This is a genomic window from Chromohalobacter moromii (assembly GCF_023091865.1).
In the GTDB taxonomy this organism is placed as follows: Bacteria; Pseudomonadota; Gammaproteobacteria; order Pseudomonadales; family Halomonadaceae; genus Chromohalobacter; species Chromohalobacter moromii.
The window spans coordinates 529,406-550,421 of sequence record NZ_JAHXDI010000002.1; the positions used below are offsets into that span (position 1 = coordinate 529,406).

The following is a 21,016-nucleotide window of genomic DNA, read 5'->3' on the forward strand; positions in this document are numbered from 1 at the left end:
CGCCCCGTAGGGCGCTCCTTTTTGTCTGGGGGGAGACAGGGTTGCGTGCCCATGAGCGTTGGCACTGAATCGTCACCAATAGGATCGTCGCAATAAAAAGGGGCGCATCTGGCGATGCGCCCCTAATGGCTCGGCGTGGTGGTTGACTAGATCATTCCGGCGGTTGCTCAGGGCTGTCCGGCATGGTCACGGTCCCCGGCGCTTGCCGGTTCATGTGCAGGAAGTGGAGGTGACGTTCATACTGATCGAGGATGTCTTCGATCACCTGTTCCTTGTTGTATCCCATCAAATCGTAGCCCTGGCTGCCTTCGAGCAGATAGACCTCTAGGCGATAGTAATACGCATTGGTTTGCTGGGCGCGAAGCGCGAACGAGGGGGTAGCGAAGCGGCGCGGCCAGACCTGATACGTGAAGTTCTGTTCGTCGCCGAGGCTGACATTGAGCGCCAGGTGCGGCTCGTCGCCTTCCTGCTCGTCGACCTCGACCTTGACGCCTTCCTGGCCGATGGCCTGACTGACTTCCTGCATGGCCGGTTTGGCCACTTCATCGAGGAAGCGTCGCGCCTGCTTGTCGCCCGGGAAGCTCATCGCCCGGCTGAGACGCTGGCGCCAACCGCGCGGCGCGCGCTCGCCGCCACCGGTGCGGCTGGAAAGATGCCCAGCGAGGCTGGTGCGATGGCTGTCCTCTTTGAGACCTTCCACGCGCAGCGCCTTGAGCAAGCCCGCCATCATGAAGAACAGCACGATGGAGAAGGGTAGGCCGGTGATGACCACTACGCTCTGCAGGGCCGACAAACCACCGGCCATGAGCAACGCTAGCGTCAGCAGGCCAATCACGCAGGCCCATAGGATACGCATCCAGATCGGTGCGTCGCTGTTCACGTCCTTGAGCTTGGAGGTGAAATTGGACAGCACCAATGCCCCGGAGTCGCCCGATGTGACGAAGAAAACGATGGCTAGAATGGTCGTGACCAGCGTGGTGATCCCGGTCAGTGGCAAGGACTCGAGAAACAGATAGATGGACGAAGCGGGCGTGTTCATCGCCGCATCCCCGAAATCCGTGGCGCCGTTCATGACCATGTCGATGGCGCTATTCCCCATGATCGACATCCACGCCATCATGAAGGCCAGCGGCAGAATGAGCGTGCCGGCCACGAACTCACGAATCGTGCGGCCGCGCGAGATACGTGCCAGGAAAAGTCCTACGAACGGTCCCCAGGCAATCCACCAAGCCCAGAAAAACAAGGTCCAGCCGTTTAGCCAGGCGGTGGGCGGATCGAAGGCGTAGGTGTTCATCGATAGGCTGATGAAGTCGGAGAAGTAGTCGCCGACGTTGAGCACCAGGACGTTGAGCAGGAACAAGGTTTTGCCGCTGAAGAGTACGAACAGCAACAGCAATAGTGCCAGCAGCATGTTGAACTCTGACAGGCGGCGAATGCCTTTTTCCACCCCGGTGACGGCAGACACCGTGGCGAAGAACACGATCATGATCACCAGCGCCGCCTGCACTAGGGTGTTCTCGGGAATCGAGAACATGTAGTTGAGGCCAAAGTTGAGCTGGATGACCCCGATTCCCAGGCTGGTGGCGATACCGAAGACCGTGCCCAGCACGGCAGCGATATCGACGGTATGCCCGATGGGACCATGGATTTTCTTGCCGAAAATAGGATAGAGCGCGCTGCGGATGGTCAGCGGCAGATTATGCCGATAGCTGAAGAACGCCAGCGACATGCCCACCAACGTGTAAATGCCCCAGCCGGAAAGCCCCCAGTGCAGGAACGTCAGCTGCATGGCGTGGCGTGCGGCTTCTATCGTGCTGCCTTCTCCCTCGGGAGGTGCCAGGAACTGCGTTACCGGTTCGGCGATACAGAAAAACAGCAGGTCGATGCCGATACCCGCCGAGAATAGCATCGCCGCCCAGGAGGCCATGTTGAAGTCGGGTTTGGAATGCTCAGGCCCTAACTTGATCTTGCCGAAGCGTGATAGGCCTATGGCGATCACGAACACCAAGTAGGCAACCACGGCAATGAAGTAATACCAACCGAACGTGTTGGAAATCCAGCCCAGTATGGCGTTGATGATGTCGCTGGCCGAGTCGGTGAAAAACATCGTCCAGAGTGCGAAAAGCACGATGCCGATCACCGAACCGTAAAAGACCACCGGATTGAGACGGTCGCGACTGACGTCGTCGGTGTGTTGTGGATGCATGAGCAATCCTCTAGTTGTGTAAGCACGGCGGTAGCGAGACGAGAGGCGCGTTCTTTTACTATGGCCGAGTCATGAAGATGCGATCTGGCCATGCGCCGCCGCCGTCGTGAACACGATTCTCCATGCGAGCTCCTTGGCAGCGGATCCCTGGGCGCTGCCAAGATGTTCGCGGGAGACGCGACTGGCGTCGTCATGGGTCACGTTCCGTAGGAGGTGCGCTTCACGTGGCTACCGATGGAATGAAATCGTATTTTTATTGATTGAATGTTCAATCAAAATACTTGGTTATGTATCGGCTTTCAACCGTCAGGCGCAATCGAAGAGGGGCATTTCAACCCGATACGGCATACCCGAGATCGTCCAGGAAACGCTGCCACCAACGCGTCAGATCATTGCAGCAGACGCTGGCCAGCATGCTGGCATGGCGTCGACAACGCTCCTCGTGTGGCATCTGCAGTGCTTGATCGAGCGCTTCGGCGATGGCGTGCGGATCGTAGGGGTTGACCAGCAAGGCCCCTTCGAGCTCATGCGCGGCGCCGGCGAGTTCGCTGAGCACCAGCGCGCCGGGATCGCGGCTGTCCTGGGCCGCGACGAATTCCTTGCAGACCAGGTTCATGCCATCGCGCAGCGGTGTAACGAGGCCCACCTGGGCGGCGCGAAAAAGCCCCATGAGGGCGGTACGCGGATAGGTCTTGTTGATGTAATGCACTGGCACCCAATCGAGGTCGGAATGCAGGCCGTTGATATGGCCGGCCTGGGATTCGAGCTGCTGGCGCAGGTCGTCATATTCGGTGATAGCGCTTCGAGAGGGGCTGGCGACTTGTGTATAGAGGACGTGGCGCCGGTAGTGGGGGTAGTCGTCGAGCAGATGCTCGAAGGCGAGCATGCGTTCACCGAGTCCCTTGGAATAGTCGAGTCGGTCGGCGCCGGCGATCAGCGCACAGCCGCCCAACGAGGCGCGTAGCTGGCGGACGGCTTGCTTGGTTTCGCTATGCTGTGCTTCGCGTTGCAGGGTATCGACATCGATGCCCACGGGGTAGATGCCGAGTTTCAGGCGTTGGTCACCGTAGCGCAGCACATTGTCGCTGCGCTTGGCCCCGAGGATGCGGATCGCGGCATGGCAGAAGGTTTCGAGGTCTTGAGGCGTCTGGAATCCCAGCAAATCGTAAGCGAAGAAGCTTGCCAATAAGTCGCGATGTCCGGGAATACAGCGCAATAGCTCGGCGCTGGGAAAGGGAATGTGCAGGAAGAACCCCATCGGGGCGTGGTTCCCCTGGCGCCGCAAGGCTTCGCCGAGAGGGATCAGGTGATAGTCGTGTACCCAGATGAGCTCGTCGCCGGTAAGCAGCGGGCTGAGTTTCTCGGCGAAATGCTGGTTGGTGGCGTAGTAGACCTGGGCATGGCGGCGTTGGAACTTCATGGCGCCCAGATTGAAGTGGAAGATAGGCCACAGCACTTCGTTGGAAAACCCCAGATAATAGTCACTGTGCTGCTCTGCGTTCAGCGGCAAGGTGGCGTAGGTAATGCCATTGCGACGTGTCTGCGTTGGCTGTGGTGAGGTGTCATGGCAAATCTCGCCATTCCAGCCGAACCACATGCCCCCATGGCGGGCGAGGGCGCTATTGAGCGCCATCGCCAAGCCCCCTGCCTGGGAGCGTCCGGCCTCGGGGATCGACACCCGGTTGGAGACCACGACAAGGTCTTTCATAGCGCTTCCTCCCAGCTCTTGCTGAGGTGCAGCGCCGAGTTGATCAGCCCCACCATGCTGTAGGTTTGCGGGAAGTTGCCCCATAGCTGGTGACTGTCGGGGTCGAGGTCCTCGGAGAGTAGCCCCACCTTGTTGCGACATGCCAGAAGCCCCTCGAACAGGCGCCTGGCTTCGGTGTGATCGCCGATCGCCCAGAGCGCGTCGATATACCAGAAAGTGCAGATGTTGAAGGCATTTTCGGGCGCCCCGAAATCGTCGTCAGCGACGTAGCGAAAGAGGTGATCGCCACGCCGCAGATGCCCGCCAATGGCCTTGACGGTGGCGACGAAGCGCGGGTCGTCGGCGGGCAAAAAGCCCAGCTCGTTGATGAGCAACAGGCTGGCATCCAGGCCCTCGCCGCCGAAGCTCTCGGCGAAGAAGTCTTGCGTCTCGTTCCAGGACTCGGTGCAGATGGTGCGGTGCATGGTGTCTGCGGTGTCGCGCCAGTGCCGTGCGGCGCTGTCCAGATCGAGTTGCGCGGCGATCTTGGCCAGCCGATCGCAGGCCGCCCAGCACATGATGGCCGAGTAGGTATGTACGCGCGCGCGGCCGCGATATTCCCAGATACTGGCATCGGGTTGGTCGTAACATTCAGCGGCCAAGTGGCCCAAGGGCTCGAGGCGCCGGAACAGGGTCTCGTTGCCGACCTCCTCGAGGCGCTGATCGAAGAAGACTTGGTTGGCAGCCAGGACGACGGCGCCGTAGACATCATGCTGATTCTGCAGATAGGCCGCGTTGCCAACACGTACCGGCTCCATACCGTGATATCCGGCGAGCGTCTCGAGGCTGTGCTCGTCCAGCACTGTCTCGCCGCCAATGCCATAAAGCGGCTGTAACTGATGGCGATGGGTGCCGACGACGAGGTCGATGATGTAGTGCAGGAAATTTTCCATCGTCCCGGTCGCGCCGAGCCGGTTGAGTGCATGCACCACGAAATATGAATCGCGCAGCCAGCAATAGCGGTAATCCCAATTGCGCTGGGTGTTCGCAGCTTCGGGAATCGAGGTGGTCATGGCCGCGACCACGGCCCCAGTATCGTCGAAGGTGCTGAGTTTCAGCGTGATGGCGGCGCGAATCACGGCGTCCTGCCATTCGAAGGGCACGGCCAGCCGGCTGACCCAGTCGTGCCAATAGCGGCGCGTCTCTTCCCAATAGTGGTTGTAGAGCCGCGCGGGGGTGGTGGTCAGGCTCTCGTCGGGCCCGATGATGAAATGCAACGGGCGATCCAGGGCATGGGCGGATTCCTGCAACAAGTGGGTGATCGAGGCGTCGGTGGTCAGACGCATGACGTCGTCCTGGCACAGGTAGCGGATGTGGTGGCTACCGTGGGTCGTGTCGGGCGACGTACCGTCGTAGCCCCGCACCGGACGTAGACGCGTGCGGATGACTGGCGTGCCGGCGATGCGCTCCACGCGTCGACACAGCCCGGTGGGATGGAATTCTCGCCCGAACTGCAGGAAGCGAGGACAAAAGTCGGTGATACGGACCTTTCCGCCCTCGGTATCCTCGATCTCCGTGCACAGAATGGCGGTGTTGCGGACGTAATATTGATGGCTGGCGATACGGTTTTCGACATCGATGGCGAAATAACCGCTGTCCTGCGTATCCACCAGGCGGGAAAATACCGGGGCGCTATCCAGGCGAGGAAAACAGAACCAGACGATGCGCGACTGGTCGTCGATCAGCGCACTGACCTGACAGTTGCCAACCAGCCCCAGTTCGAGTGTCGGATCCTGCGTTAGCGTGACATGCTCCTTGTCTGACGTTCCAACCATGACAAAACCTCCTCGACGCTATCCAAGCGATACGTGGCTTGACTCTGCGCGGCTTCACCGACGCGCACGGAGAAGCCGCCGTGTGCATTGACGACGGGAAACGCGTCCTCGTCCGTGCGATCGTCACCAATGAACATCGGGGTGCGCAGCCGAAAGGGCGGTGTGTCGAGCAGTCGCTGCACGGCGCGTCCCTTGTGGCAAGCATGATGACGCAGCTCCAGCAGGCACTTGCCCTCGGTGAGTTGATAGGCATCGCGGTGCGCCTGCCAAAGGCGTGTCATCGTGTCTCGGCAGGCCCGTTCGTACTGCGGCGCCTGACGGTAGTGGAGCGCGAAAGCGTACGTTTTATCCTCGAACACGGTACCGGGATGTCGTTGTGAGAATTCGGTCAGGGCGGCTCCCAGGTGCACCGTGGCCTCGGACTCGAGTCGCTCGGCGTGTCGGGTGCCGTCGCTGTCGCGCCACTGCGCGCCATGACAACCCATGAGCGTTAGCGGCAGGGGCGCCGTCAAGCGTTCCATGTCGGCCAGGCGGCGGCCACTGATGATGGCGAGGGCGCCCTTGAGCCGGGTCTGCAAGGTGCTCAGCAAGCGGCGCTGGCGGGGCGGTAGCGTGACGGCATCGGGGTGCGATGCGATGGACACCAAGGTGCCGTCGAAATCGAGAAACAATGCGATATTGGAAAAAGCAAGTACCGACGGGAGTGGCGTCTGCATGCCGATATCGGTCTCAGTATTCACAATCGATGTCTTTAAGCGTTGGTCATGCAAGGAAAAATTGCAAGCGGCCCTCGGCGCTTGATTGCCAGAGGTGGTCTGGACGAGCCTGGGCTCATGCCTCCTGCACCGTTCGGCTAATGGCTCGTCGTGCCCGGCGCCTCTATGATCACGACATGCATTCCAATTAACACATACGTTTGAATGATGGACGTATGAATGATGAAGGTGAGCCATGTCTTCTTATGCCGCGCCGTTACGCGATCTGCGCTTCGTCCTCGAGGAATTGCTCGAGAACCGCTCGCTTCAGTTACCCGAGTATCAAGAGCTTACCGAGGATTTGATCACCGCCATCCTCGACGAGGCTGCACGCCTGGCGGGCGAAGTGTGGGCACCGCTCAATCGCCGTGGCGACGAGCAAGGATGCCGTCTGGTAGAAGGTGAGGTGCGCACGCCCGCGGGGTTCGCCGAGGCCTATCGTGCCTTCGTCGAGGGCGGGTGGAACGGCATCGGCAGCGATAGCGTCCATGGCGGGCAGGGGCTTCCGGAGGTCGTCGCCAGCGCGGTGCAGGAAATGTGGCAAGCCGCCAACATGGCGCTGGCGCTGTGTCCACTGTTGACGGCGGGAGCTGTCGAAGCACTGGCCCAGCATGGCAGCGAGGCACTCAAGGCGCGCTATCTGGAGAAGTTGGTTAGCGGTGAGTGGACGGGCACCATGAACCTTACCGAACCGCAGGCCGGCTCGGACTTGTCACAGGTTCGCACGCGGGCGATACCGGAAGGCGAACACTATCGCATCAGCGGTCAGAAGATCTTCATCACTTGGGGCGAGCATGACTGCGCCGACAACATCATCCACCTGGTCCTCGCCCGTCTGCCGGATGCCGCCGAAGGCAATCGCGGTATCTCGTTGTTTCTGGTGCCCAAATTCCGGGTCGATGAACAGGGCCGCCTAGGGGAGCGCAATGACGTAAACTGCGTATCGCTGGAGCATAAACTGGGCATTCATGGGTCGCCGACCTGTGTACTCAGCTTCGGCGAGCACGAGGGCGCCATCGGTTATTTGGTCGGCGAGCCCGGCCGTGGGCTTCAGCACATGTTCACGATGATGAACGCGGCGCGCCACAAGGTCGGCATTCAAGGCATTGGCGTGGCCGAGCGGGCTTATCAGCAAGCGCGTGCGTATGCCGCAGAGCGTGTACAAGGATACACGCCCGAGGCGCGCGGCGGTCGGTCCGCCGTGCTCAGCGAGCACTACGACGTGCGTCGCATGCTGCTGTCGATGCGCGCGCGCCTGGAAGCCTTGCGGGCTTTGGCTTTGCTCTCGGCCAGCGAGATGGACCGTGTCCGGCATGCGTCCACGGCTGACGAACGGCAACGCGCTCAACAGCGGGTCGATCTCTATACCCCAGTGGTCAAAGCTTTTTCCACCGACCAAGCGGTAGACATCACCTCGTTGGGTATTCAGGTACATGGTGGTATGGGGTACATCGAAGAGACTGGCGCCGCACAGCATCTACGCGATGCGCGCATCGCACCGATCTACGAAGGCACCAACGGCATTCAAGCGCTCGACCTCGCGGGTCGGAAGATCTACCGCGACGGCGGTACCGCCTTGAGTGGTGTGCTCGACGAGGTCGCCGCTTGCGCCGATGCGCTTACCGCCGACACTGAGCTCGCTGAATTGGGCGTGTCGCTGCATCAGGGCGTAGTGGATCTACGTCGGGCGGTGGCCATCGTGCTGGCGCGGGGCGACGATGCCGAGCGCGGCCCAGACGCGCTCCAGGCCTTGGCGACGCCGCTGCTGGCATTGACGGGCCATGTGCTGTGCGCCTGGCAGATGGGACGCGCGGCACTGATCGCGCAGGCGGCGTTGGTAACCGGTGATGACGATGCCTTCTATCGCGCCAAGTTGGCCAGTGCGGACTTCGTCTTGCGCCAGTGGCTGCCCATCGGGCGGGCGCAGTTGGCGGCGATCGAAGCCGATCCGGGGGCGTTCGATGAAGCGTGGTGAGGCGGTGTCTTCAGCGGGCCGGATCGATGCTGCTGCCCAGTGAGGTGTTGCGGCGAAACCAGCCGGCGATGCTGGCACGCGGGGCCTGAGTAGGCAGTACCTCGTGGGGAATGCGTTCGGCGAGAAAGCACACGAAGGTGCCGAGTTCAGGGCGTATGCGCGCGATTTCGCTTGCTGGGTCGTCGGGATCGAACAACGCCATCTCGCCGCCATGCGTTGTCGTCCATGCGGGATTGAGATATAGCACAGTCGAGACGATGCGATTGCTGCGGCCGCGAAAGCTGTCGAGGTGCTTTTTGTAGAAGGCGCCGGGCGGGTACAGGGCAAAGTGCGCCTCGAACTCGAAAAGCCCCAGATAGAGTGCGCGGTTGATGGTCTGCTGCAAGAATGTCATGACCGTCAGGTATTGGCGCTGGGCCCGGCTTTCGCGGTCCAGCCAATGAATGGCGTCGCCCCGAACATCGCGTTGGATGCGGTGCGCCTGGCCGCGGCCGATGCCGGCTTCGTCGAGATGCGATTGTGTCTTCAGCGTCTGTAATTCCGCCTGCAAGCTGTGGCATAGCGCGGTATCGATGAAGCGTTCGCCGACGAACCAACCCTGCGTGACCAGCGCATCCAGAAGCCGGGGTAACGCGGCCATGTCGAGGTAATCGGCGGGATCGGGTCGCGACATTCGCATGGGGTCCATGGTAGATATCAAGGTCGTGGCGGGGGTGGTGCGGGCAGATGACGCAATGGACTCCCGAGGGGCGCACGGTCGAGGCTGATGGGGCGCGCGAACCCCACCGCCAGCAGTTCGACCAGCATCATCGCCGACAGGCCCCATATTACATGATTGGCGTAGGCATAGCTGGGCACATAATACGTGTGCTCACCGTGACGGATGACATCCGTGTGGCTGCGGCGATCCTCGAGGAACCACGCCAATGGCACTTCGAAAATGGTATCCAGCTCATTATGATCCGGTACCAATGGAAGGCCGGGCGGAATCAGGCCGACGAACGGCGTCACGCCGATGCCGTGGCGCGAGGTGACATCGCTTAGCCGGCCGAGGTATGCGACGTGTGCGGGCGGTAGAGCGATCTCCTCATGCGCTTCGCGCAAAGCGGTGGCCCACAAGTCGGCATCCTCGGGTTCGACCTTGCCGCCGGGAAACGCGACTTGTCCGCCATGCTGCGCGAGGTGGCCGGCACGACGCGTCAGCACGAGCGTGGGCTCGCGGCGCTCGACGATCGCGAGCAGCACTGCGGCTCTCGGAAGATCGGCGTTCAGTTGCTGCGGTCGATGCGCTTGCAGGCGTTTGCGCAGTGTCTCTAACATGTTGCTTTTCACCTAATGGGGCGCCATATCGCTCGCCCGAGGACGACCATGAATTTCTGTAGCCATTGCGGCCAAGCTGTGCGTTTCGCGATTCCCGAGGGCGACGATCGCGGGCGTTTTCTCTGCGATGCCTGCGGCACCATCCATTATCAGAATCCGCGCATCGTGGCCGGTACTTTACCGGTAGCGGGCGACCGCGTCTTGCTGTGCCGGCGTGCGATCGCGCCTCGCATGGGCTATTGGACGCTGCCTGCCGGCTTCATGGAAAACGGCGAAACCACGTCCGAAGCCGCCACGCGCGAGACACGCGAGGAAGCCTGCGCCGACGTCGACCTCGAAGGCCTTTATACGCTCATCAATCTGCCGCATATCAATCAGGTCTACATGATCTTCCGGGGGGCGCTGCGCGGCGATTATGCGTCCGGCCCGGAGAGTCTCGAAGTCGCGCTGTTCGAGGAAGCCGAGATTCCCTGGCACGAGTTGGCCTTCCCGACCATCGAACGTACCTTGCGCCACTATTTCGACGACCGCCGAGGCGGTGACTATCCGCTTCACGTGAGCGACATCACCGCCGAAGATCGGGAGCGTTATCTGGGCAGCGCGTAACGTGTCTAAACGTCTGCCAGGCGCCACGCCTCATACGCCGGTTCCTCGTACGGGTGGGCCAGTTTGAGCGCCGCCACGGCGGCTTCCAGGTGATCGTCCTCGCAGACCAGTTCGACCTTCAATTCCTCGACATGGCTGAGCGCACCGACCTGGCCGATATGCGGATCGGCCCCGTCGAGCGGGCGAAATTGGCCCTGCCCGGGCGTCTGGAAGCAGCAGGCTTCGTAGTCGCCGATGCGCCCGGCGCCGGTAGCGAAAACCGCTTCCTTGACGCTTTCGGCGTCGTCCACGGGAACGAAAAACGCGAGTTTGTACATGCGGGGCTCCTTGACGTCGCTTTGAGCGGGGCGCGTCACGCGGCGATGGCTCGCCGCGTGGACTGCGCGGGTGCCGTGATGATGGCATAATGCCGGGCAGCTGTCGGTCCAGGACGGAACCAACGATGTTGAAGTGGATATGCATAACGCTAGTGGTACTGATCGGTCTACTGCAGTATCACCTGTGGTTCGGTGAAGGGGGAGTGCGTGAGCTTAACCATATTCGTCACCGTGCCGATGTGCTCGAAGAAAAAAACGAGCGGCTGCAGGCGCGTAACGACCGTCTGGCGGCGGAGGTGATCGATCTCAAGAAAGGGCTCGATGCCATCGAGGAGCGGGCACGCAGTGACCTGGGCATGGTGCGCCGTGACGAACAGTTTTTCTGGGTACCCGGCGTGACCGCGGAGCGCTCCATCGTCGAACAGAGTGCCACTACGGTGCGTGGCGATCCCGAAAAGGCGGCGGCGATGCCCGAGGAGGCTGCGCCGTGAGTCGATTGTGGTTGATCGTGCCGGCGGCGGGGCAAGGCCGCCGCATGGGCGCCGGCTTGCCCAAGCAGTATCTCGATATCGCAGGCAGGCCGGTACTGGCGCACACCTTGGCGCGGCTGCACGCTGCCTTTCCTGATGCGGCGCTGCGCCTGTGCCTCGATGCCGACGATGCTCGTTTCTCTTCCGAGTGGGTTCCCTTCACCGACTGGCAGCGGGTACCCGGCGGCTGTGAGCGTGCCGATTCGGTGGCGAACGCGCTGGCCTCGCTCGAGGGTGTTGCGGTGGACGATGACCTGGTGTTGGTCCACGACGTCGCGCGGCCTTGCGTGGCGCTCGATGACTTACGTCGCCTGCGCACCGTGCTGGAAACCTCACCCGATGGCGGGTTACTGGCGTCGCCGGTGGCGGACACCATGAAGCGCGCCGATGCCGATGGCCGCGTCGTGCATACGGTATCGCGCGAGGGGCTGTGGCATGCCATGACCCCGCAAGGTGCTTCCTATCGCGTGCTGTGCCGGGCATTCGCGCATGCCCGCGACACGCGCGTGGCGCTCACCGATGAGGCTTCGGCGCTCGAGGCGCTAGGCTTGGCGCCGCGCTTGGTGCCCGGCCGCCGCGATAATCTCAAGATCACGCATCCCGAGGATCTTTCCCTCGCCACGCGGCTTCTCAGCGAAACCGCAATCGATGCCCCGCTTTCCGACGAGACATGTTCATGACGCTACGTATTGGTCACGGTTTTGATGTGCACCGCTTCGGCGATGGCGATCACCTGATGATCGGCGGTGTGCGCATCGCGTATACGCACGGGTTCATCGCCCATTCGGACGGCGATGTCCTGCTGCATGCACTGTGCGATGCGCTGCTCGGTGCCTGCGGCCTGGGCGATATCGGCCAGCATTTTCCCGATACCGATGCGACCTGGGCCGGTGCCGACAGTCGCGAATTGTTGCGCCAGGTATACGCTCAAGTCATCGCTACGGGGTATCGCATCGCCAACCTGGATACCACCGTCATCGCCCAGGCGCCGCGCCTGGCCGATCACATCGCATTGATGCGCACGCGTATCGCCGAGACGCTCGAGGTGGCGGAAGAAACGGTCAACGTCAAGGCGACCACCAGCGAGCGCCTCGGTTTTACGGGGCGCAAGGAAGGCATCGCCGCTGAAGCGGTAGTGTTACTGACACGTGCGGACGCGACATGATCGATATGTCGCTCTGGCCACCCGATTGGCCACGTATTCACGGCGGACCGCTGGCGTCGGGCGACTTTCGCATGACACCAGAGGACTTCCTCGTCGAGGAAGTGTTCGACTTCGCGCCGGAAGGGCAGGGCGAACACCTCTGGCTGTGGATCGAGAAGCGTGATCTGACGACACCGGAAGCCGCTAAGCATGTGGCGCGAGTGTGTGGCGTGCGTCCGCGCGACGTGGGCTATAGCGGCCTCAAGGACCGCATCGCGGTTACCCGCCAGTGGCTCTCGGTGCATTTGCCTGGACGTGACGCCCCTGCTGCGTTGGCTACCCAACTGAGTGACGTAGGGATCGTGGTGCAAGAAGCGCGACGTCATCCACGCAAGCTCAAACGCGGCGTGCATCGCGCCAACCATTTTACGCTTCGTCTGAGCGGCGAGATTGCCGCGCATCCCGATCTGACGCGGCGTTGGCAGCGTCTGTGCGCGGATGGCGTACCCAATTACTTCGGCCCACAACGCTTCGGCCGCGAAGGGCGCAACCTGGTGCTCGCTCAGAAGGCTTTTGCGCGAGGTTGGCGTAAGCGTGACGATCCGCATGGTATGCAGCTTTCTGCGGCACGTAGCTTCCTGTTCAATGAGGTGCTGGCCATGCGCCTGCGCGCGCAGACCTGGCGAACGCCGCGTCCGGGCGATGTGCTGGCGTTGGCAGGTACGGCCAGCCGCTTTGTAGCCGACGAGATCGACTCTGCCTTGCACGAACGCGCCGCGCGTGGCGACGTCACCCCCACCGGCCCGTTGTGGGGGCGCGGGCGTTTGGAGAGTGGCGCAGAGGTGGCCGAGGAAGAAGCGCGGCTTGCGGCGCGACATGAAGCACTCATGCAGGGGCTGGAAGCGGCCGGCGTACGCATGGATCGGCGCACGCTATGCGTGCCGCTTGATGCACCGTCGCTGGAGCATGAGGCCCCAAACCGGGTGACGCTCGGCTTCGGCTTGCCGCGCGGCGCCTTCGCGACCTCGGTATTGCGCGAGTTGATGCATCACCCGTTGCTGTGAAGGGATATCGGCTACCAGAAAAGCAAGAGGATAGATATGCGCAAGTTACTGTTATCCAACGATGATGGCGTCCATGCACCGGGGCTTCGTGCGTTGCATGACGCGCTCTCGGCACATGGGCGTCTGCGTGTGGTGGCACCGGATCGTGACAAGAGCGGCGCCAGCAACTCGCTGACGCTGACGCGTCCCCTGGCGTTGACGGCCCTCGACAACGGCTTTTATTCAGTCGACGGTACGCCTGCCGATTGCGTGTACCTGGGCGTCAACGGGGTCTGGGACGAGAAGCCTGATCTAGTGATTTCAGGCATCAACCATGGTGGCAATCTGGGCGACGACGTGCTGTATTCGGGCACCGTGGCCGCCGCCATGGAAGGACGCAACCTGGGCATGGCGGCGATTGCCGTATCGCTTTGCGGCGAGCGCTATTTCGAGACGGCCGGCCGCGTCGCGGCGACCTTGGTGGGGGCGGCGGAGTCGCTGTCATTGCCCCCACGGAGTCTGCTCAACGTCAACGTGCCGGACGTGCCTTGGGAAGATATTCAGGGCGTACGCGTAACGCGGATGGGGTATCGCGGTCCTGCGGCCCGACCGATGAAGGTGAAAGATCCGCGTGGCCGCGAGCGTTATTGGATTGCCGCCGTCGGCGATAACGCCGATGATGGGGCGGATACCGATTTCGCGGCTATCGACGCGGGGTACGTATCGATCACGCCCCTACAGACCGATCTCACGCGCCATGCCGCGTTGGACGACGTACGGAACTGGCTGGATGCATTGTCGAATTCCTGACACACACGATACACACCGACTCGGTGGCATCGGCATGACCTCGCAGCGTACTCGCAACCGCTTGATACGGCGCTTGCAGGCCGGTGGCATTCAAGATCGACGGGTGCTCGACGTCATGGCGCGCGAACCGCGTCATGTCTTTCTCGACGAGGCGCTGGCGCATCGGTCCTATGAAGATACTGCCTTACCGTTGGGCCATGGCCAGACGCTTTCTCAGCCGTGGATCGTGGCGCGGATGACCGAGTTGGTGCTGGCCGCGCAGCCGCGTCGCGTGTTGGAAGTCGGGACTGGCTCAGGCTATCAGACCCTGATTCTGGCGCGCCTGGTAGAGTCGGTATGGAGCATCGAGCGCATTGGTGCGTTGCATCGCAGCGCCGCCTCTCGCCTGGCCATGCTGGGGGCCGGTAATGTGCGCCTGCGCCATGAAGACGGCGGCCATGGATGGCCGCAGGCTGCCCCCTTCGATGTCATTCTCTTCACCGCCTGTGCCAGTGTGCTGCCTAAAGAACTATTGGACCAACTGGCTGACGGCGGAGAACTGATCGCGCCGCTGGAGGATGAAGTAGGTCATCAATGGCTGACGCGAGTACAGCGGTGCGGCTCCACCTTCGAACGTACACGGCTCGAGCGGGTCAGATTCGTACCGCTCTTGGAAGGGGTCATAAAATGAAGCGTTACCTGACGCTTTTTTTCAAAGGCGCCGGGATGGGCGCCGCGGACGCAGTACCCGGAGTTTCCGGCGGCACCATTGCCTTCATCACGGGCATCTACGAGGAGTTGATCCACTCGATCAAGCAATTCGGCCCTCGTGCCTTTGGGGCGTGGCGTCGCGGTGGTCTGGCGGGGCTCGTAAAGCATCTCAATCTGGCATTTTTGCTGCCTTTGCTGCTAGGGATCGTGGCGAGCCTGGTGAGTGTCGCACATCTGGTGACCTGGCTGCTGGATCATCATCAGTTATTGCTCAATGCATTCTTCTTTGGATTGGTGCTAGCCTCGGCCGTCGTGGTGGGTAGACAGGTCGGCCATTGGCAGTGGCGGCATGGCTTTCCCTTGATTCTGGGCGTCTGCGTGGCCCTGTGGCTGCCCAGCCTTTTGCCCGCCCCTACGGGAGGCAGTCAGTGGATATTATTGGTGGGAGGCGCCATCGCCATCAGTGCGATGCTTCTGCCGGGCGTCTCGGGGAGCTTCCTGCTATTGGTGATGGGGCTTTACGGGACGGTCATGGAGGGCATCAAAAGTGCCGACCTGGCCTTGATCGCGACCTTCGGTACCGGCTGTGTCATCGGCTTGATGGTGTTCTCGCGAGTCCTGTCGTGGCTGTTCCATCATTACCGACTGGGAACGCTTTTGACCCTGGTCGGCTTCATTCTCGGCTCGTTACCGCAACTCTGGCCGTGGCGCGAGCTGGTTAGCTACCGCCTCGCAAGTGGCGATAAGATCGTGCCGCTCGACTATCGCTATCTCATGCCTTCGGACTATAGCGTGATCACCGGTGAGCCGGCCCAATTGCTGACGGCGGTCGTCTTGATGATCGCTGGCCTGGTGTTGGTCATGGTCATCGGCGAACGCAGTCCATCCCCGTTTAAAGAGGACCGACCCCATGTCTGACGCTCGTCGACTACTGCCCGCGCTGGGACTCGTGGCACTGGGCCTGGCGGGGTGCGCAAGCTCCAGCGGTGCGCCCCAGGTGCAGGATCTCTCGATCAGCCGTAACAGCGAGCCGCCGAGTTCGTATACCGTCAAGTCGGGCGATACCTTGTATGGCATTGCCTGGCAGAACAATCTCGATTTCCGTGACTTGGCACAACTCAATGATATTACGCCACCCTATCGCCTCGACCCGGGGCAAACGCTACGCCTGACTCCCGAAGGCGAGGCCCGGGCGGCGTCAAGTAACGCGTCCGACGAGACAAGTGGTGCGGTCGCGACCCCGTTGGGCGATGGTGCCGAGTCGGCCGGTAGCGCTCAGGACGATGACTGGCTGGTACCGGCGGATAGCGCGTCTTCCCAAGGCCGTGACCTGGATACCGCGTCCATCGACGCGCAGGCCGTAGGCGCCGCTTCCGATGCCCGCGAAAGCGGTGCGCCGGGACCGGTCTACGACGCAGACGACGCGTCAGACGCGCCTGCGCGCGATGACGAAGCCGAGAGCGATACCTCGAATGCGTCAACTGCAGGCGATGCGTCGCAAGAGACACCATCCGATAGTGCGAGCACGGATGATCAAGCGACGGGCAAAGCGCCGTCCGAGCCTACCTCCGAGGCCGGCACGAGCGTCGCCGGTGAAAGCGACGCGACGGCCGATCGCTCGCAACGCGAGTACCAGCCGGTCGACAATGTGGCTTGGCAGTGGCCCACTGAGGGCAATGTCGTCAACGGTTTCGACGACAATTCCACCGTGACGGCCGGCATTGATATCGCCGGTGAAAAGGGGCAACCTGTCAAGGCAGCGGGTCCGGGCATCGTGGTGTATGCCGGCGGTGGCGTCCGCGGATATGGCAACCTCATCATTCTCAAGCATAACGACCATTTCCTGAGTGCTTACGCGCATAACGATACGTTGCGTGTGGAGGAAAACGATGTCGTCAAAGCAGGGGAAGTCATTGCCACCATGGGCGATACCGATGCCGATCGCGTCAAGCTGCATTTCGAGGTGCGCCAGGACGGCCAGCCTCAAGACCCAATGGAGTACCTGCCGTCGCGTTGAGCACGGTAGGACTCAGACCCTGAATATGCGCACAACAATAAACGGGTAGTCCGCCATGGCCGGTGGCTCGCACGCCCCGGCCGAGGTCATCAAATCGGCAGTAGTAAAGTGGGGTATCGGATATGAGCATGCTGGAGCGGGATATTCAGGGTGTGGATCTCGACGACGTTGATAACGAAGTGGAAGTCGATGCCGGAGAGGTCGCTAGCGACAAGGATGACGATGCGTTCGAGAAAGCGTTGAATCGTGACGAAAAAAGTTACCATCAAAGCCTCGACGCAACACAGATTTACCTCAATGAGATCGGCTTTTCGCCGCTTTTGACCCCCGAAGAAGAAGTGCACTATGGGCGCCTGGCCCAGAAGGGCGATCCCGCCGGGCGCCAGCGCATGATCGAGTCCAATCTGCGGCTAGTGGTCAAGATCGCTAGACGCTATCTCAACCGTGGGTTGTCACTGCTCGATCTAATCGAGGAAGGCAACCTGGGCCTGATTCGTGCCGTGGAAAAGTTCGACCCCGAACGAGGCTTTCGCTTCTCGACCTATGCGACTTGGTGGATTCGCCAGACCATCGAGCGGGCGTTGATGAATCAGACACGCACGATTCGCTTGCCCATTCATGTGGTCAAGGAACTCAACATATACTTGCGGGCCGCGCGCGAGCTGACACAGCGACTCGATCACGAAGCCACCGCCGAGGAAATTGCTGATTTCCTGGACAAGCCGGTGGGCACCGTCAAGAAAATGCTCGGGCTCAACGAGCGCGTCTCTTCGGTCGACTATCCGATGGGCGGCGAGAGCGATAAGCCCTTGATCGACACGCTAGCCGATGAAAACGAAGCCGGTCCCGAATCGTTGCTGGTCGGCAACGACGTCAAGCAGCACGTCGATGACTGGCTGGCGGAGTTGACCGACAAACAGATGGAAGTCGTCGTGCGTCGTTTCGGTTTGCGCGGACATGAAGCCGCAACGCTCGAGGACGTCGGGGCGGAAATCGGTCTGACGCGTGAGCGGGTGCGTCAAATTCAGGTCGAGGCGTTGAAAAAATTGCGCCGGGTACTGGAGAAGCAAGGATTGTCGCTGGACTCGATTTTCGAATGACGCGCACCAGGCATGATGAGCCGTATGGCTTGTCATGCCACCGTTCTGTCACGGCAATGACGCGCTTTCCACGCTATCCTTGGTACTTGCTTATTTGCCTGATACATTGATTTGAGGCAATACATGCGGCATTGTATGTAACCCCGATACCCCTGTTGGCGGTGACACTGCCGGTCGTCGAGCCCGTAATCAGCTCGCCCCGAGAAAATCAGTGAAAAGCAAGTCAGTCAAAAGCACGTTCGTCAAAAGAACGTGCTTCAAAAGAAAGGAACCCAAGCCGATGTCCTCTCGAGAGCCGTCATCGCCGAAATTTCGGCTGCGTTTATTGCCGGTGTTGATCGCCGCCGCTGTTACCTCTCAGGCGCACGCCGCCGATTTGTGGACCATTACGCAGGACGCCCTGCAGAACAATTCCACTCTGGGGGCCTCGCGGTCGACTTTCCAGAGTGTCGAGGCCGGGCGTGATGTGGCGCGTGGCAGCTTGTTGCCGCAAATCGATGCGACCGCGCAGGTCGCGCACAACAACACGCTGGAAAGCCAGAGTTCATCGAGTGCTTTGGGAGGTGCCGGAACGGGAGGCACTGGGACGGGTTCCGAAAGTAGTTATAACTCCACCAGCGCCGGTATTGAATTGACCCAGGCGTTGTACGACGCCACGAGCTGGGCTGAGCTTGAAATCGCCAAACGCGAGACTGGTCAGCAAGCGCTTTTGCTTCAAGCCGACCGTCAACAGTTGCTCTATGATGTCGCCTCGGCGTATTTCGAGATCTTGCGCGCCAATGACGTGCTCGAAGCGAGTATTTCCCAGGAGAAAGCGATCAAGCGCCAGCTCGACCAGGCGCAGGAGCAATTCGATGTCGGGCTAGTGGCAACCACCGATGTCAACGAGGCGCAGGCGTCTTACGATCTAGCCCGCTCCCAGCGTATTTCCGCCGAAAACGACCTGCAGGTCAGTTTCGAGGCGCTGGAACGTCTGACCGGTAAGCGTTACGACAGCATCGACGCCTTGTCGGACGATATTCCCATCGAGTCTCCCGAGCCGGCGGGGCGCGATAACTGGATTCAGATGGCAATCGCCAATAATCCCAACGTACAGGCGGCACAGGCCGCGGTGGATGTGTCTCAGGCGGAAGTCGAGCAGGCGGAAGCCGGCCATAAGCCGACGCTCTCGGCCTTCGCCAACTATAATTATTCGGATAGCGACCAGGATTATCTGGACGGCCATAACACGGACACACAAGTCGGGCTCCAGGCCTCACTGCCTATCTACAGTGGCGGGACGACCAGCGCTCAGGTGCGTCAGCAGACCTACTCGTTAGAGGCCACGCAGTACGATTTCGAGGCCCAGCGTCGCGACACCACCCAGCAGGTACGCTCGCTGTTCACGCAGGTCATGAACGATGTCGAAAGCGTCGAGGCCCAGCGGCAGGCGATCGTCTCCAACCGTAGCGCACTGGAAGCGACGCGTTCCGGCTACGAGGTGGGGACCCGCAATATCGTCGATGTGCTCGACGCCGAGCAGGCCTTGTATCAAGCGGTGTCCGATTATGCCGATGCACGTTATACCTACGTGACCGATATGGTGGAGCTGCGCCAACAGGCTGGGGTGCTCGATCAAGACGTGATTCGCGATCTCAATCAGTGGCTGCGGGAGACCGAGACAGTGACGCTGCGTCTGCCCGAGGATGGTGGCATGAGCCAGATGGAAGATATCGGCGAGCGGCCCACGATGGAGCAGTCCTCTGCGCCTTGACGCAAGTTCGATAAACGCCATTCGTCGCGCCGCACCTTTTGGGTGCGGCGTTTTACGTCGTGCCGCGCACCACTTCCGTGAGCGAGGTAGAATAAGGCGCCCGTTATTGCCTTGTCAGAAGGAACGTTTGCCATGTCTCGGCCGCTGATCGCCGACATCGACCTGGGCGCTTTGCGCCACAATTATCGTCTTGCCTGCGATCAAGCACCGCACAGCCGTGCCATCGCGGTCCTCAAAGCGGGTGCCTACGGTCATGGGGCGGTAGAGTGCGCCAATGCCCTGGCCGATGTTGCCCCCGCGTTTGCCGTCGCGAGTATCGAGGAAGCCCTGGCGCTGCGCGATGCGGGGATCGAGCAGCCAATCATGTTGCTGGAGGGATTCTTCGACGCCGAGGAGTTGCCGCTCATCGACGCACACCGGCTCTGGATCGCCGTGCACAGCGACTGGCAGCTCGACGCCTTGCTGGCATTTCAGCCTCGGACGCCGATTCCGACCTGGCTAAAGCTGGATTCCGGCATGCATCGCCTGGGGTTCGCGCCGGAGGCCTTCGTGTCGCGTTGGCAGCGTCTGAAGGCGGCGCCGGATCAGGCCACCGACCTGCATCTGATGACGCACTTCGCCACTGCCGATGCGCTCGATCCTGGTTATTTTCGTCGTCAGATGGCGTGTGTCGAGGCGCTGCGCGAGCGGCTCGAGGCGCCGGTCTGCCTCGCCAATTCGCCGGCCACGTTGGCCTGGCCGCAGACACACGGTGAATGGACACGTCCGGGCGTCATGCTCTATGGCAGTGATCCGCTGGAAGGTGCCAACGATGCGAGTCGCGCCCTCAAGCCAGTGATGACATTGCGATCTGAGGTCATCGCGGTGCGTGAATTGGAGACGGGGGAAGCGGTCGGCTACGGTGGGCGTTGGCGGGCACCACGTCCCTCACGCATTGGCGTGGTCGCGTGTGGCTACGGCGATGGTTACGATCGCCACGCTGGGGATGGCACACCGGTGCTCGTCGAGGGACGGCGTGTGCCATTGGCCGGCAAGGTGTCCATGGACATGCTGACGGTCGATCTCACTGAGGTGCCCGAGGCGCACATCGGCAGCCAGGTCGTGCTGTGGGGTGAAGGGCTGTCCATTGATGAAGTGGCGCGTCACTGCGATACCATCAGCTATACGCTGATGACCGGGGTCTTGCCCCGCGTGCCACGTCGCTATCGGGTGGCCGACACAGTGTAAA

At 61.5% G+C, this 21,016-nt stretch carries 20 protein-coding genes; 13 read left to right on the forward strand and 7 right to left on the reverse strand.

Annotation, left to right across the window (positions count from 1 at the left end; translation table 11 throughout):
* Nucleotides 1-151: 151 nt before the first annotated feature.
* From KZO83_RS08950 to otsB, 4 genes are all read right to left on the reverse strand, one after another.
* Nucleotides 152-2,206: a choline transporter gene (locus tag KZO83_RS08950; protein WP_247620526.1), complete on the reverse strand. Its 2,055-nt coding sequence runs from the start codon at nucleotides 2,204-2,206 to the stop codon at nucleotides 152-154.
* Nucleotides 2,207-2,537: 331 nt separating this feature from the next.
* Nucleotides 2,538-3,914, reverse strand: a complete 1,377-nt coding sequence (locus KZO83_RS08955; protein WP_247620527.1) for an alpha,alpha-trehalose-phosphate synthase (UDP-forming) — start codon at nucleotides 3,912-3,914, stop codon at nucleotides 2,538-2,540.
* Nucleotides 3,911-5,728: a glycoside hydrolase family 15 protein gene (locus tag KZO83_RS08960; protein ID WP_247620528.1), complete on the reverse strand. Its 1,818-nt coding sequence runs from the start codon at nucleotides 5,726-5,728 to the stop codon at nucleotides 3,911-3,913. Before KZO83_RS08960 ends, KZO83_RS08955 begins: the two co-directional genes overlap by 4 nt.
* Complete coding sequence (gene otsB, locus KZO83_RS08965; RefSeq protein ID WP_247620529.1) at nucleotides 5,692-6,468, reverse strand: trehalose-phosphatase; 777 nt, start codon at nucleotides 6,466-6,468, stop codon at nucleotides 5,692-5,694. Before otsB ends, KZO83_RS08960 begins: the two co-directional genes overlap by 37 nt.
* A 211-nt stretch (nucleotides 6,469-6,679) precedes the next feature.
* Between otsB and KZO83_RS08970 the strand changes: the two genes are divergently transcribed.
* Nucleotides 6,680-8,458: an acyl-CoA dehydrogenase gene (locus KZO83_RS08970; RefSeq protein ID WP_247620530.1), complete on the forward strand. Its 1,779-nt coding sequence runs from the start codon at nucleotides 6,680-6,682 to the stop codon at nucleotides 8,456-8,458.
* Nucleotides 8,459-8,468: 10 nt separating this feature from the next.
* Here KZO83_RS08970 and KZO83_RS08975 read toward each other — a convergent pair whose 3' ends face one another.
* Complete coding sequence (locus tag KZO83_RS08975; protein WP_040242579.1) at nucleotides 8,469-9,131, reverse strand: 2OG-Fe(II) oxygenase; 663 nt, start codon at nucleotides 9,129-9,131, stop codon at nucleotides 8,469-8,471.
* 23 nt (nucleotides 9,132-9,154) lie between these two features.
* Nucleotides 9,155-9,778, reverse strand: coding sequence for a CoA pyrophosphatase (locus KZO83_RS08980; RefSeq protein WP_040242576.1), 624 nt, complete (start codon nucleotides 9,776-9,778; stop codon nucleotides 9,155-9,157).
* A gap of 48 nt (nucleotides 9,779-9,826) precedes the next feature.
* Between KZO83_RS08980 and KZO83_RS08985 the strand changes: the two genes are divergently transcribed.
* Nucleotides 9,827-10,384: an NUDIX hydrolase gene (locus tag KZO83_RS08985; protein ID WP_040242575.1), complete on the forward strand. Its 558-nt coding sequence runs from the start codon at nucleotides 9,827-9,829 to the stop codon at nucleotides 10,382-10,384.
* 5 nt (nucleotides 10,385-10,389) lie between these two features.
* On the opposite strand, the gene KZO83_RS08990 is transcribed toward KZO83_RS08985, so the two are convergent.
* Nucleotides 10,390-10,701, reverse strand: coding sequence for a YqfO family protein (locus tag KZO83_RS08990; protein ID WP_040242573.1), 312 nt, complete (start codon nucleotides 10,699-10,701; stop codon nucleotides 10,390-10,392).
* A 125-nt stretch (nucleotides 10,702-10,826) separates the two neighbouring features.
* Between KZO83_RS08990 and ftsB the strand changes: the two genes are divergently transcribed.
* The 11 genes from ftsB to alr all read left to right on the forward strand — a co-directional run bounded on the left by ftsB (nucleotide 10,827) and on the right by alr (nucleotide 21,015).
* Nucleotides 10,827-11,192: a cell division protein FtsB gene (ftsB, locus tag KZO83_RS08995; protein WP_040242570.1), complete on the forward strand. Its 366-nt coding sequence runs from the start codon at nucleotides 10,827-10,829 to the stop codon at nucleotides 11,190-11,192.
* Nucleotides 11,189-11,911, forward strand: a complete 723-nt coding sequence (gene ispD / locus KZO83_RS09000) for a 2-C-methyl-D-erythritol 4-phosphate cytidylyltransferase (protein WP_178999741.1) — start codon at nucleotides 11,189-11,191, stop codon at nucleotides 11,909-11,911. The genes ftsB and ispD overlap by 4 nt, the downstream gene beginning before the upstream one ends.
* The gene (ispF, locus tag KZO83_RS09005; RefSeq protein WP_247620531.1) at nucleotides 11,908-12,396 is read left to right on the forward strand and encodes a 2-C-methyl-D-erythritol 2,4-cyclodiphosphate synthase; all 489 of its coding nucleotides are present in this window, start codon (nucleotides 11,908-11,910) and stop codon (nucleotides 12,394-12,396) included. Before ispD ends, ispF begins: the two co-directional genes overlap by 4 nt.
* Nucleotides 12,393-13,439 (forward strand): tRNA pseudouridine(13) synthase TruD, encoded by a 1,047-nt coding sequence (gene truD / locus KZO83_RS09010; protein WP_247620532.1) that lies wholly within the window; start codon nucleotides 12,393-12,395, stop codon nucleotides 13,437-13,439. Before ispF ends, truD begins: the two co-directional genes overlap by 4 nt.
* A gap of 36 nt (nucleotides 13,440-13,475) precedes the next feature.
* Complete coding sequence (surE, locus tag KZO83_RS09015; protein ID WP_247620533.1) at nucleotides 13,476-14,228, forward strand: 5'/3'-nucleotidase SurE; 753 nt, start codon at nucleotides 13,476-13,478, stop codon at nucleotides 14,226-14,228.
* Nucleotides 14,209-14,898 carry a protein-L-isoaspartate(D-aspartate) O-methyltransferase gene (locus tag KZO83_RS09020; RefSeq protein ID WP_075368052.1) on the forward strand — a complete coding sequence of 230 codons (690 nt, stop codon included), beginning with the start codon at nucleotides 14,209-14,211 and terminating at the stop codon, nucleotides 14,896-14,898. Before surE ends, KZO83_RS09020 begins: the two co-directional genes overlap by 20 nt.
* Complete coding sequence (locus KZO83_RS09025; RefSeq protein WP_178999744.1) at nucleotides 14,895-15,836, forward strand: DUF368 domain-containing protein; 942 nt, start codon at nucleotides 14,895-14,897, stop codon at nucleotides 15,834-15,836. The genes KZO83_RS09020 and KZO83_RS09025 overlap by 4 nt, the downstream gene beginning before the upstream one ends.
* Nucleotides 15,829-16,935 (forward strand): peptidoglycan DD-metalloendopeptidase family protein, encoded by a 1,107-nt coding sequence (locus KZO83_RS09030; RefSeq protein WP_247620534.1) that lies wholly within the window; start codon nucleotides 15,829-15,831, stop codon nucleotides 16,933-16,935. Before KZO83_RS09025 ends, KZO83_RS09030 begins: the two co-directional genes overlap by 8 nt.
* Nucleotides 16,936-17,057: 122 nt before the next feature.
* Entirely contained in the window at nucleotides 17,058-18,035 is a 978-nt protein-coding gene (gene rpoS / locus KZO83_RS09035) for an RNA polymerase sigma factor RpoS (protein WP_178999746.1), read from the forward strand.
* Nucleotides 18,036-18,315: 280 nt separating this feature from the next.
* Nucleotides 18,316-19,788, forward strand: a complete 1,473-nt coding sequence (locus KZO83_RS09040) for a TolC family outer membrane protein (RefSeq protein WP_097021863.1) — start codon at nucleotides 18,316-18,318, stop codon at nucleotides 19,786-19,788.
* Between the two features lie 132 nt (nucleotides 19,789-19,920).
* Nucleotides 19,921-21,015: an alanine racemase gene (gene alr, locus KZO83_RS09045; RefSeq protein ID WP_247620535.1), complete on the forward strand. Its 1,095-nt coding sequence runs from the start codon at nucleotides 19,921-19,923 to the stop codon at nucleotides 21,013-21,015.
* Nucleotide 21,016: the final 1 nt, after the last annotated feature.

Bases quoted from the DNA above. Each gene is read 5' to 3' on its own strand.
- KZO83_RS08950 (WP_247620526.1), bottom strand. From the start codon at position 2,206: ATGCATCCACAACACACCGACGACGTCAGTCGCGACCGTCTCAATCCG.
- KZO83_RS08955 (WP_247620527.1), bottom strand. From the start codon at position 3,914: ATGAAAGACCTTGTCGTGGTCTCCAACCGGGTGTCGATCCCCGAGGCC.
- KZO83_RS08960 (WP_247620528.1), bottom strand. From the start codon at position 5,728: ATGGTTGGAACGTCAGACAAGGAGCATGTCACGCTAACGCAGGATCCG.
- KZO83_RS08970 (WP_247620530.1), top strand. From the start codon at position 6,680: ATGTCTTCTTATGCCGCGCCGTTACGCGATCTGCGCTTCGTCCTCGAG.
- KZO83_RS08975 (WP_040242579.1), bottom strand. From the start codon at position 9,131: ATGTCGCGACCCGATCCCGCCGATTACCTCGACATGGCCGCGTTACCC.
- KZO83_RS08980 (WP_040242576.1), bottom strand. From the start codon at position 9,778: ATGTTAGAGACACTGCGCAAACGCCTGCAAGCGCATCGACCGCAGCAA.
- KZO83_RS08985 (WP_040242575.1), top strand. From the start codon at position 9,827: ATGAATTTCTGTAGCCATTGCGGCCAAGCTGTGCGTTTCGCGATTCCC.
- KZO83_RS08990 (WP_040242573.1), bottom strand. From the start codon at position 10,701: ATGTACAAACTCGCGTTTTTCGTTCCCGTGGACGACGCCGAAAGCGTC.
- ftsB (WP_040242570.1), top strand. From the start codon at position 10,827: ATGTTGAAGTGGATATGCATAACGCTAGTGGTACTGATCGGTCTACTG.
- ispF (WP_247620531.1), top strand. From the start codon at position 11,908: ATGACGCTACGTATTGGTCACGGTTTTGATGTGCACCGCTTCGGCGAT.
- truD (WP_247620532.1), top strand. From the start codon at position 12,393: ATGATCGATATGTCGCTCTGGCCACCCGATTGGCCACGTATTCACGGC.
- surE (WP_247620533.1), top strand. From the start codon at position 13,476: ATGCGCAAGTTACTGTTATCCAACGATGATGGCGTCCATGCACCGGGG.
- KZO83_RS09020 (WP_075368052.1), top strand. From the start codon at position 14,209: ATGCATTGTCGAATTCCTGACACACACGATACACACCGACTCGGTGGC.
- KZO83_RS09025 (WP_178999744.1), top strand. From the start codon at position 14,895: ATGAAGCGTTACCTGACGCTTTTTTTCAAAGGCGCCGGGATGGGCGCC.
- KZO83_RS09030 (WP_247620534.1), top strand. From the start codon at position 15,829: ATGTCTGACGCTCGTCGACTACTGCCCGCGCTGGGACTCGTGGCACTG.
- rpoS (WP_178999746.1), top strand. From the start codon at position 17,058: ATGAGCATGCTGGAGCGGGATATTCAGGGTGTGGATCTCGACGACGTT.
- KZO83_RS09040 (WP_097021863.1), top strand. From the start codon at position 18,316: ATGTCCTCTCGAGAGCCGTCATCGCCGAAATTTCGGCTGCGTTTATTG.
- alr (WP_247620535.1), top strand. From the start codon at position 19,921: ATGTCTCGGCCGCTGATCGCCGACATCGACCTGGGCGCTTTGCGCCAC.